The sequence below is a fragment of the Streptomyces sp. genome, from assembly GCF_031178505.1.
GTDB lineage: Bacteria > Actinomycetota > Actinomycetes > Streptomycetales > Streptomycetaceae > Streptomyces > Streptomyces gulbargensis.
Genome location: NZ_JAPSIW010000167.1, coordinates 1 through 10877 on the forward strand (window position 1 = coordinate 1; position 10877 = coordinate 10877).

Below are 10877 nucleotides of genomic sequence, written 5' to 3' on the forward strand. Positions count from 1 at the left end.
TCACCGCCGCCTCCGCGGCGGCCGGGGCGGGAGCGGTCCTCGCGCTCGCCCTGACGGCCGCGGCGGCGCTGCGCCGCCGCGCCCGCGCGGAGGGCTGAGCGGGCGGCGGGCGGACCGCCCCGCACTCCGGGCCCGGGGCCCCCACCCCCGGGCCCGGACCGTGCCCCCGGCCCCCGCCGGGGGCGCTCCCGGCGGAGGCCGGGCTGTCGGTGGCCGCCAGTAGGGTGGGGAGCATGGCAGACCCCTCCAGCTACCGCCCCAAGCCGGGTCAGATCCCCGACTCGCCGGGGGTCTACAAGTTCCGTGACGAGCACCGCCGGGTGATCTACGTCGGCAAGGCGAAGTCCCTGCGCCAGCGGCTCGCGAACTACTTCCAGCCGCTCGCGAGCCTGCACCCGCGGACGGCCACGATGGTCACCACGGCCGCCTCCGTGGAGTGGACCGTGGTCTCCACCGAGGTCGAGGCGCTGCAGCTGGAGTACTCCTGGATCAAGGAGTTCGACCCCCGGTTCAACGTCAAGTACCGGGACGACAAGTCCTACCCCTACCTCGCGGTCACGCTGAACGAGGAGTTCCCCCGCGTCCAGGTCATGCGCGGCCACAAGAAGAAGGGCGTGCGCTACTTCGGGCCGTACGCGCACGCCTGGGCCATCCGCGAGACCGTCGACCTGATGCTCCGCGTCTTCCCCGTCCGCACCTGCTCGGCCGGCGTCTTCCGCAACGCGGCCTCGGCCGGCCGTCCCTGCCTCCTCGGCTACATCGGCAAGTGTTCGGCGCCCTGCGTCGGCCGTGTCTCCCCCGGGGAGCACCGCGAACTGGCCGAGGAGTTCTGCGACTTCATGGCCGGCCGCACGGGCACGTACCTGCGCCGCCTGGAGAAGATGATGACGGCGGCGGCCGAGGACATGGAGTACGAGAGGGCCGCCCGGCTCCGCGACGACCTGCAGGCCCTGCGCCGGGCCATGGAGAAGAACGCGGTCGTCCTCGCCGACGCCACCGACGCCGACCTCATCGCCCTCGCCGAGGACGAGCTGGAGGCCGCCGTCCAGATCTTCCACGTCCGCGGCGGCCGCGTCCGCGGCCAGCGCGGCTGGGTCACCGACAAGGTCGAGGCCGTCGACACGGCCGGGCTCGTCGAGCACGCGCTCCAGCAGCTGTACGGCGAGGAGAGCGGCGACGCGGTCCCCAAGGAGGTCCTGGTCCCCGCGCTCCCCGACGACGCCGAGGCGCTCTCCGCCTGGCTCGCCGGCCGCCGGGGCTCCGGCGTGTCGCTGCGCGTACCGCAGCGCGGCGACAAGAAGGCCCTGATGGAGACGGTCGCGCGCAACGCGCAGCAGGCCCTCGTCCTGCACAAGACCAAGCGCGCCAGCGACCTCACCACCCGCTCGCGGGCCCTGGAGGAGATCGCCGACGCCCTGGGCCTGGACTCCGCCCCGCTCAGGATCGAGTGCTTCGACGTCTCCCACCTCCAGGGCGAGGACGTGGTGGCGTCCATGGTCGTCTTCGAGGACGGACTGCCCCGCAAGAGCGAGTACCGCCGCTTCCAGATCAAGGGCTTCGAGGGACAGGACGACGTCCGGTCCATGTACGAGGTGATCGGCCGCCGCTTCAAGCGCTACCTGGCCGAGAAGGAGCGGACCGGCGAGTGGGACCTCCCGGTGGACGGGGAGGTCCCGGCCGTCCCCGAGGGCCGCGAGGACGACGGCCGCCCCAAGCGCTTCGCGTACCCGCCGCAGCTCGTGGTGGTCGACGGCGGGCAGCCGCAGGTCGCCGCCGCCCGGCGGGCCATGGACGAGCTCGGCATCGACGACGTGGCCGTCTGCGGCCTCGCCAAGCGCCTGGAGGAGGTGTGGCTCCCCGGCGAGGACGACCCGGTGGTGCTGCCCCGCTCCAGCGAGGGCCTCTACCTCCTGCAGCGCGTGCGTGACACTGCTCACGACTTCGCCATCCGCTACCAGCGGTCCAAGCGGACCAAACGCATCCGGACCAGCCCCCTCGACGACGTCCCCGGCCTCGGTGCCACCCGGAAACAGGCCCTGATCAAGCATTTCGGCTCGGTGAAGCGGCTCCGGCAGGCGACAATCGAGCAGATCTGCGCGGTTCCCGGCATGGGCAGGAAGACCGCGGAGGCGGTCGCCGTGGCCCTCGCCCGGACGGCCCCGGCCGCACCCGCCGTGAACACGGCGACAGGAGAGATCATGGAAGACGACGGGGGCACCACCGCATGACCGAGCACGACGAGCAGCACCCCACGCACGGCGGGCACGACCGAGAAGACGGAGCAGGACACGTGAGTACGGGCACGAAGGAGACCCCCGGTGACAACGGCGCCGAGGCGGCCATTCCCGAGCTGGTGATCATCTCCGGCATGTCCGGGGCCGGCCGGTCCACCGCGGCCAAGTGCCTGGAGGATCTCGGCTGGTTCGTCGTGGACAACCTGCCGCCCGCGCTGATCCCCACCATGGTGGAGCTCGGCGCCCGCTCCCAGGGCAACGTCGCCCGCATCGCCGTCGTCGTCGACGTCCGCGGCCGGCAGTTCTTCGACAACCTCCGCGAGTCCCTCGCCGACCTGGACGCCAAGCAGGTCACCCGCCGGATCGTCTTCCTGGAGTCCTCCGACGAGGCCCTCGTCCGGCGCTTCGAGTCCGTCCGCAGGCCGCACCCCCTCCAGGGCGACGGCCGCATCACCGACGGCATCGCCGCCGAGCGCGACCTGCTGCGCGAGCTGCGGGGCGACGCCGACCTGGTGATCGACACCTCCAGCCTCAACGTGCACGAGCTGCGCGCCAAGATGGACGCCCAGTTCGCCGGCGACGAGGAGCCGGAGCTGCGGGCCACCGTCATGTCCTTCGGCTTCAAGTACGGCCTGCCGGTCGACGCCGACCTCGTGGTCGACATGCGCTTCCTGCCCAACCCCCACTGGGTCCCCGAGCTGCGGCCCTTCACCGGCCTCAACGAGGAGGTCGCGAACTACGTCTACAACCAGCCCGGTGCCAAGGAGTTCCTGGACCGCTACACCGAGCTGCTCCAGCTGATCGCCGCCGGCTACCGCCGCGAGGGCAAGCGGTACGTGACCGTGGCCGTCGGCTGCACGGGCGGCAAGCACCGCTCCGTGGCCACCGCCGAGCGCCTCGCCGCCCGCCTCGCCGCCGAAGGGGTCGAGACCGTCGTCGTGCACCGGGACATGGGGCGCGAGTGAAGCCGTACCGTCGGCGCACGTCCACCCTCACGGTGCGGCGTACGCTCCGCAGGCGCGGGGCCCAGCCCAAGGTCGTCGCGCTGGGCGGCGGCATGGGCCTGTCGGCCTCCCTCGCCGCGCTGCGCCGGATCACCGGCGACCTCACCGCCGTCGTCACCGTCGCCGACGACGGCGGCTCCAGCGGCCGGCTCCGCCAGGAGCTGGGCGTCCTGCCCCCGGGTGACCTGCGCAAGGCGCTCGCCGCGCTCTGCGGCGACGACGACTGGGGCCAGACCTGGGCCCGGGTCATCCAGCACCGCTTCCGCTCCAAGGGCGAGATGGGCGGCCACGCCGTCGGCAACCTGCTGATCGTCGCCCTCTGGGAGCAGCTCGGCGGCGACCCCGTGCAGGCCCTCGACCTGGTGGGGCGCCTGCTCGGCGCCCAGGGCCGGGTGCTGCCGATGTCCGCCGTCCCCCTGGAGCTCCAGGCCCTGGTACGGGGCCACGACCCGGCCCGCCCGGACGACGTCGACGTGGTCCGGGGCCAGGCGACGGTGGCGCTCACCCCCGGCGAGGTGCAGTCCGTGCACCTGGTCCCGCACGACCCGCCCGCCGTCCCCGAGGCCGTCGCCGCCGTCCTGGACGCCGACTGGGTGGTCCTCGGTCCCGGCTCGTGGTTCTCCTCGGTGATCCCGCACCTCCTGGTGCCCGAACTGCTCGACGCGCTGGTCGAGACGAAGGCCCGGAAGGTGCTCTCCCTCAACCTGGCGCCGCAGCCCGGAGAAACCGAGGGGTTCTCCCCGCAGCGTCATTTGGAGGTTTTGGGACGACACGCCCCTAAACTCGCCCTGGACGTGGTGCTGGCCGACGAGGCCGCCGTGCCCGACGTGTCAGCGAGGGAACCCCTGGTCGACGCCGCCAAGCGGCTCGGCGCCGCGGTCGAGCTGGCGCCGGTGGCCAGGGCCGACGGTGCTCCGAAGCACGACCCGGAGCGGTTGGCCGCCGCGTACGACCGTATTTTTCGGATGCATGGAAGGATCGGCCCATGGCGATGACGGCAGCGGTGAAGGACGAGATCTCCCGGCTCCCCGTCACCCGGACCTGCTGCAGGAAGGCAGAGGTCTCGTCGATCCTGCGGTTCGCGGGCGGGCTGCACCTGGTGAGCGGGCGCATCGTGATCGAGGCGGAGCTGGACACGGCCATGGCCGCCCGCCGGCTCAAGCGGGACATCATGGAGATCTTCGGCCACAGCTCGGAGCTGATCGTGATGGCTCCCGGCGGACTGCGCCGCGGCTCCCGCTTCGTCGTACGGGTGGTGGCGGGCGGCGACCAGCTGGCCCGCCAGACCGGCCTGGTCGACGGCCGCGGCCGCCCCATCCGCGGCCTGCCCCCGCAGGTCGTCTCCGGGGCCACCTGTGACGCCGAGGCCGCCTGGCGCGGTGCCTTCCTGGCCCACGGCTCGCTCACCGAGCCCGGCAGGTCCTCCTCCCTGGAGGTCACCTGCCCCGGCCCCGAGGCCGCCCTCGCCCTGGTCGGCGCGGCCCGCCGGCTCTCCATCGCCGCCAAGGCCCGTGAGGTACGGGGCGTGGACCGGGTCGTCGTCCGCGACGGCGACGCCATCGGCGCCCTGCTGACCAGGCTCGGCGCGCACGAGTCGGTGCTCGCCTGGGAGGAGCGGCGGATGCGGCGCGAGGTCCGCGCCACCGCCAACCGGCTGGCCAACTTCGACGACGCCAACCTGCGCCGCTCGGCCCGCGCCGCGGTCGCCGCCGGAGCCCGGGTGCAGCGCGCCCTGGAGATCCTCGGCGAGGAGGTGCCCGAGCACCTCGCCGCCGCCGGCCGGCTCCGCATGGAGCACAAGCAGGCTTCCCTGGAGGAGCTGGGCGCCCTCGCCGACCCGCCGCTGACCAAGGACGCCGTCGCCGGCCGCATCCGCCGGCTGCTCGCCATGGCCGACAAGCGGGCCCAGGATCTCGGCATCCCCGGGACCGAGTCCAACCTCACCGAGGAGCTGGACGACAGCCTCGTCGGCTGACCGTACGGAACCCTCCGGTCCGCCCTGCCGGTGCCCTTCTCCGGGCACCGGCAGTCGTGTGAACGGCCCGCGAGGCACCCTTGACACCACTCCGGGTCCCCAGAAGCCTGGCGTCCGTTCACCTTCGTGACGGACCACAGCAAGGGGGGCTCATGGGACGCAGAGCGAGATCCATCCTCGCCGCGGCTTCACTGCTGATCGCCGGAGTGACGGCGGCACCCGCCGCCGGAGCACAGCCGAAGGACCCGGAGGGCGGCGACACCCTCTCCGTCTGGCGCGCCGAGGTCACCCAGGAGCAGGTGCCCCTGCTCCTGGAGGCCGGGACCGACGCCCACGAACTGACCGAGCAGGTGCCCGACCGGGGCACCGCCACCCTCGAGCTCCACCTCACCGGCGACCAGGCCGGGCAGCTGCGCGCCCGGGGCGTCGCGCTCACCGAGCACATCCCGCCCGCGGGGGCCGAGCGGCGTGCCGCCGCCGCCGGGGACGGCGTCTTCCGCCCGTACAGCGGACCCGGCGGCCTCAAGCAGGAGATCCTGGACACCGCCCGCGCCCGTCCGGACCTCACGAAGGTCGTCTCCCTCGGCCGGACCGTCCAAGGCCAGGACATCCTCGCCGTCAAGGTCACCAAGGGCGCCCCGCGCGCCAAGGACGGCTCACGGCCCGCCACGCTCTACCTCTCCAACCAGCACGCCCGCGAGTGGATCACGCCCGAGATGACCCGGCGGCTGCTCCACCACTACCTCGACCACTACGGCCGGGACCCGCGGATCACCCGCATCGTCGACTCCACCGAACTGTGGTTCGTCCTCTCCGCCAATCCGGACGGCTACGACTTCACCCACGCCGACCCGGCCAACCGGCAGTGGCGCAAGAACCTCCGCGACAACGACGGCGACGGCCGGATCGCCCCGGGCGACGGCGTCGACCTCAACCGCAACTTCGCCTACAAGTGGGGTTACGACAACGAGGGTTCGTCCCCCGACCCGGCCGACGAGACCTACCGCGGCCCCGGCCCCATGTCGGAGCCCGAGACCCGCGCCCTCGACGCCTTCCAGAAGCGCATCGGCTTCTCGTACGGCATCAACTACCACTCCGCCGCGCAGCTCCTGCTGTACGGCGTCGGCTGGCAGGTCGCCACCGACACGCCCGACGACACCGCCCTCAAGGCGCTCGCGGGCACCCCGCAGAACCCGGCCGTGCCCGGCTACCGGCCCCAGGTCTCCTCCGAGCTGTACATCACCAACGGCGAGGCGGACGGCCACGCCGCCAACGTCAACGGCATGCAGATGTTCACCCCGGAGATGTCGACCTGCGCCACCGCCTCCCGGGCCGATCCGAACGACGCCTGGGAACCGGCCGACTGCGCCTCCGTCTTCACCTTCCCCGACGACGAGAAGCTGATCCAGGCCGAGTTCGCCAAGAACGTCCCCTTCGCGCTGGCCGTCGCCGAGTCCGCGGCCCGCCCCGACCGGCCGGTCTCCCCGGTCGGCGCCGAGGCCCCCGACTTCACCCCCGACACCTTCACCACCTCCTACGCGGGCGGCGGGGACCAGGAGGTCGCCGTCACCGCGCGCAAGAGCCTGCGCGGCAAGACCCTCACCTACCGGATCAACGGCGGGCGCGCCCGCAGCGTCCCGCTGGAGGCCTGGGAGGGCGGCGAGACCTTCGGCGGCGAGGACAACCTGTACTTCGACCAGTACCGGGCCGCCGTGCGCGGTGCCCGGCCCGGAGACACCGTGGAGGTGCGGTTCACCGCCCGCACGGGCCAGGGGCGGGCGACCGCCTCCGCCCCGTTCACGTACACCGTCGCCGAGCGGCCCCGCGGTGACGTCCTCGTCCTCGCCGAGGAGGGCGGCACCGCCGCCGCACGGCACACCGGCACGTACGTGAAGGCGCTCGCCGCCACCGGCCGCCGCGCCGCCGTCTGGGACGTCGCCACCCAGGGCACCCCGCACGCCCTCGGTGTCCTGTCCCACTTCCGCACCGTCGTCTGGTACACCGGCGCGGAGCGCCCCTCCGGCCCCGTGCAGCTCGCCGTCCGCGCCTATCTCAACGAGGGCGGCAAGCTGGTCAACGCCGGCGAGAAGTCCGGCGGGCCCACCCGGGTCGGCCGCGCCGAGACCGACGACTTCGCCCAGTACTACCTCGGCGCCCACCGCCGGGCGGGCCTGAACGGCCCGGCCTCCTTCGCCGGAAGCGGCCGCCTCGGCGGCGCCGGAGCGGCCCTCGGCCCCGCCGGGGACAACCCGCCGGACGACGCCGGGGCGTACACGGTCACCTCCGACACCCTCGACCCGAGGACCTTCCCGCAGTTCGCGAGCAGCGCCGCCGCCGGCGGCTACCCCGGCGTCCGCACCCCCTTCGAGCCCGCCGAGGGCACCTCCTTCGCGGCACTCACCCACGCCGACGACACCTGGGCCCGGCTCACCAGGACCGTCGACCTGACCGGGGTCGCCGCGGCGGCCGCGCCGCGCCTGGACTTCCAGATCAGTCACGACACCGAGCCCGGCTACGACCACCTGGTGGTCGAGGCCCGCACCGCCGGCCAGGACGACTGGACGACCCTGCCCGACCGCAACGGCGGGACCTCCGCCGAGCCCCCGGCCGACTGCGGCGAGGGCTACTACGTGCGCGGCCACCCCTTCCTCGCCCACTACCTCACCGTCGGCGCCGACGACTGCGCGGCCACCGGCACCTCCGGTGCCTGGCACGCCTTCACCGGGCCCTCCAACGGCTGGCGGCAGGCCTCCGTCGACCTGAGCGCCTGGGCCGGCAGGAAGGTCGAGCTGTCCTTCTCGTACGTCTCCGACCCGGGCACCGGCGGGACCGGCGCCTTCGTGGACGACGTCCGCCTGGTCACCGGTGCCGCGAGCGAGACCGAGGGCTTCGAGACCTCGCTCGGCGCGTGGTCCGTCCCGGGCGCTCCGGCGGGCAGCCCGGGCAACGCCTCGGACTGGAAGCGTTCACCTGCGCTGTTCCGCTCGCACGCCGCGGTCACCACCCACGACACCGTCCTGCTCGGCTTCGGGCTCGAACACGTGGCGGACCCGGGGGAGCGCGGACGGCTCCTCGGCCGTGCCCTCACGGCTCTGCGGCGCTGACGGAGAGTAGTCGGGACAAAGGTCCCAAGACGGCCCGTACCCGCCGGTAGGTACGGGCCGTGGGCCCCCCTTCCTCACGTTCCGGGCTCGCCGGAACGCGCTCGATGTCACCCGGCGGCTCCCGGAGAGGTAGGGTCGTAAGCGGTCGGGGACATCCCAAAAAAACAAAAATTCTCGCCGGCGCCGAGTGCACCGGCGTACCTAACGAGGAGATCGGTTCGTGACGATCCGCGTAGGCATCAACGGCTTTGGCCGCATCGGCCGGAACTATTTCCGAGCGCTCCTTGAGCAGGGTGCTGACATCGAGGTCGTGGCCGTCAACGACCTGGGTGACACCGCGACCACGGCCCACCTGCTGAAGTACGACACCATCCTGGGCCGCCTCAAGGCGGAGGTCACCCACACCGCCGACACCATCACGGTCGACGGCCACACCATCAAGGTCCTGTCCGAGCGCAACCCCGCCGACATCCCCTGGGGCGAGCTGGGCGTCGACATCGTCATCGAGTCGACCGGCATCTTCACCAAGCGCGAGGACGCCGCCAAGCACCTCGCCGGCGGCGCCAAGAAGGTCCTCATCTCGGCTCCGGCCAAGGACGAGGACATCACCATCGTCATGGGCGTCAACCAGGACAAGTACGACCCGGCGAACCACGACGTCATCTCCAACGCGTCCTGCACCACCAACTGTGTCGCGCCGATGGCCAAGGTCCTCGACGAGAACTTCGGCATCGTCAAGGGCCTGATGACCACGGTCCACGCGTACACCAACGACCAGCGCATCCTGGACTTCCCGCACAAGGACCTGCGCCGCGCCCGCGCCGCCGCGGAGAACATCATCCCGACCACGACGGGCGCCGCCAAGGCCACCGCCCTGGTCCTCCCGCAGCTCAAGGGCAAGCTGGACGGCATCGCCATGCGCGTCCCGGTCCCGACCGGATCCGCCACCGACCTGGTCGTCACCCTCGACCGCGAGGTCACCAAGGACGAGGTCAACGCCGCCTTCAAGAAGGCGGCCGAGGACGGCCCGCTCAAGGGCATCCTCTTCTACACCGAGGACCCGATCGTCTCCTCGGACATCGTCAGCGACCCGGCGTCCTGCACCTTCGACGCCTCCCTGACGATGGTCCAGGAGGGCAACTCGGTCAAGATCCTCGGCTGGTACGACAACGAGTGGGGCTACTCCAACCGTCTCGTCGACCTCACCGTCTTCGTCGGCGGCCGGCTCTAAGCTCTAGGGTTCAGGGCAGGCTTTCGATGTGAGCAGGGCTCGGGCAGCGCAACGCCGCGCTGTGCGAGCCCTGTCTCGTGTGCTCCACCGCGTACCAAGGAGTCTGTGAACAGATGAAGACGATCGACGAGCTTCTCGCCGAAGGCGTCTCCGGCAAGCGGGTGTTCGTCCGCGCCGACCTCAACGTGCCGCTCGACGGCACCACCATCACCGACGACGGCCGTATCCGCGCCGTCGTGCCCACGGTCAAGGCGCTGGCCGAGGCCGGCGCCCGCGTCGTGGTCGCCTCGCACCTGGGCCGCCCCAAGGGCGCCCCGGACCCGGCGTTCTCCCTCGCACCGGCCGCCGCGCGCCTCGGCGAGCTGCTCGGCGCCGACGTCGCCTTCGCGACCGACACCGTCGGCGAGTCCGCCCGGGCCACCGTCGCCGGCCTCTCGGACGGCCGGGTGGCCGTCATCGAGAACCTGCGCTTCAACGCCGGTGAGACCTCGAAGGACGACGCCGAGCGCGGCGCCTTCGCCGACGAGCTGGCCGCCCTCGCCGACCTCTACGTCGGCGACGGCTTCGGCGCCGTGCACCGCAAGCACGCCTCGGTCTACGACCTCCCGGCGCGCCTCCCGCACGCCGCCGGCTCCCTCATCGCCACCGAGGTCGGCGTCCTGAAGAAGCTCACCGAGGACGTGAAGCGGCCGTACGTGGTCGTCCTCGGCGGCGCGAAGGTCTCCGACAAGCTCGGGGTCATCGACCACCTCCTGGAGAAGGCCGACCGCATCCTCATCGGCGGCGGCATGGCCTACACCTTCCTCAAGGCCCAGGGCCACGAGGTCGGCATCTCCCTGCTCCAGGAGGACCAGATCCCGGCCGTCCGGGACTACCTGGCGCGCGCCGAGCAGCGCGGCGTGGAGTTCGTCCTCCCCGTCGACGTGCTGGTCTCGCCCGAGTTCCCCGACCTGAAGACCAAGGCCCCGGCCAACCCGACCACCGTCGCCGCGGACGCCATCCCCGCGACGGAGGAGGGCCTGGACATCGGTCCTCAGACCCGTAAGCTCTACGCCTCGAAGCTCGCCGACGCGGCCACCGTCTTCTGGAACGGTCCCATGGGCGTCTTCGAGCACCCCGACTACGCCGAGGGCACCAAGGCCGTCGCCCAGGCGCTCGCCGACTCCCCGGCGTTCACCGTGGTCGGCGGCGGCGACTCCGCTGCGGCCGTCCGCACCCTGGGCTTCGACGAGAAGGCATTCGGCCACATTTCGACCGGCGGCGGCGCCTCCCTCGAATACCTCGAGGGCAAGACGCTTCCCGGCCTCGCCGCACTGGAGGACTGACCCC

General features: G+C 72.6%; 7 protein-coding genes. All 7 read left to right on the forward strand.

All coding sequences use genetic code 11. The features are described from left to right. Positions 1 to 233: 233 nt before the first annotated feature. Positions 234 to 2228: an excinuclease ABC subunit UvrC gene (gene uvrC / locus RIF68_RS14090; RefSeq protein WP_309051573.1), complete on the forward strand. Its 1995-nt coding sequence runs from the start codon at positions 234 to 236 to the stop codon at positions 2226 to 2228. Continuing rightward, entirely contained in the window at positions 2225 to 3199 is a 975-nt protein-coding gene (rapZ, locus tag RIF68_RS14095) for an RNase adapter RapZ (protein WP_309051574.1), read from the forward strand. Before uvrC ends, rapZ begins: the two co-directional genes overlap by 4 nt. Next, a complete protein-coding gene (yvcK, locus tag RIF68_RS14100) occupies positions 3196 to 4233 on the forward strand; it encodes a uridine diphosphate-N-acetylglucosamine-binding protein YvcK (RefSeq protein ID WP_309051575.1) in 1038 nt (345 codons plus the stop codon). The genes rapZ and yvcK overlap by 4 nt, the downstream gene beginning before the upstream one ends. Then, positions 4224 to 5213, forward strand: a complete 990-nt coding sequence (gene whiA, locus RIF68_RS14105) for a DNA-binding protein WhiA (protein WP_030205996.1) — start codon at positions 4224 to 4226, stop codon at positions 5211 to 5213. Before yvcK ends, whiA begins: the two co-directional genes overlap by 10 nt. Before the next feature lie 152 nt (positions 5214 to 5365). Continuing rightward, positions 5366 to 8317 carry a M14 family zinc carboxypeptidase gene (locus RIF68_RS14110; protein ID WP_309051576.1) on the forward strand — a complete coding sequence of 984 codons (2952 nt, stop codon included), beginning with the start codon at positions 5366 to 5368 and terminating at the stop codon, positions 8315 to 8317. A gap of 220 nt (positions 8318 to 8537) precedes the next feature. After that, positions 8538 to 9548: a type I glyceraldehyde-3-phosphate dehydrogenase gene (gene gap / locus RIF68_RS14115; RefSeq protein WP_309051577.1), complete on the forward strand. Its 1011-nt coding sequence runs from the start codon at positions 8538 to 8540 to the stop codon at positions 9546 to 9548. A gap of 113 nt (positions 9549 to 9661) precedes the next feature. Continuing rightward, on the forward strand, positions 9662 to 10873 hold the full coding sequence (locus RIF68_RS14120) for a phosphoglycerate kinase (protein WP_309051578.1): 1212 nt from the start codon (positions 9662 to 9664) through the stop codon (positions 10871 to 10873). Positions 10874 to 10877 lie beyond the last annotated feature (4 nt).

Coding starts and splice junctions, on each gene's coding strand:
- uvrC (WP_309051573.1), top strand. CDS start 234: ATGGCAGACCCCTCCAGCTACCGCCCCAAGCCGGGTCAGATCCCCGAC.
- rapZ (WP_309051574.1), top strand. CDS start 2,225: ATGACCGAGCACGACGAGCAGCACCCCACGCACGGCGGGCACGACCGA.
- whiA (WP_030205996.1), top strand. CDS start 4,224: ATGGCGATGACGGCAGCGGTGAAGGACGAGATCTCCCGGCTCCCCGTC.
- RIF68_RS14110 (WP_309051576.1), top strand. CDS start 5,366: ATGGGACGCAGAGCGAGATCCATCCTCGCCGCGGCTTCACTGCTGATC.
- RIF68_RS14120 (WP_309051578.1), top strand. CDS start 9,662: ATGAAGACGATCGACGAGCTTCTCGCCGAAGGCGTCTCCGGCAAGCGG.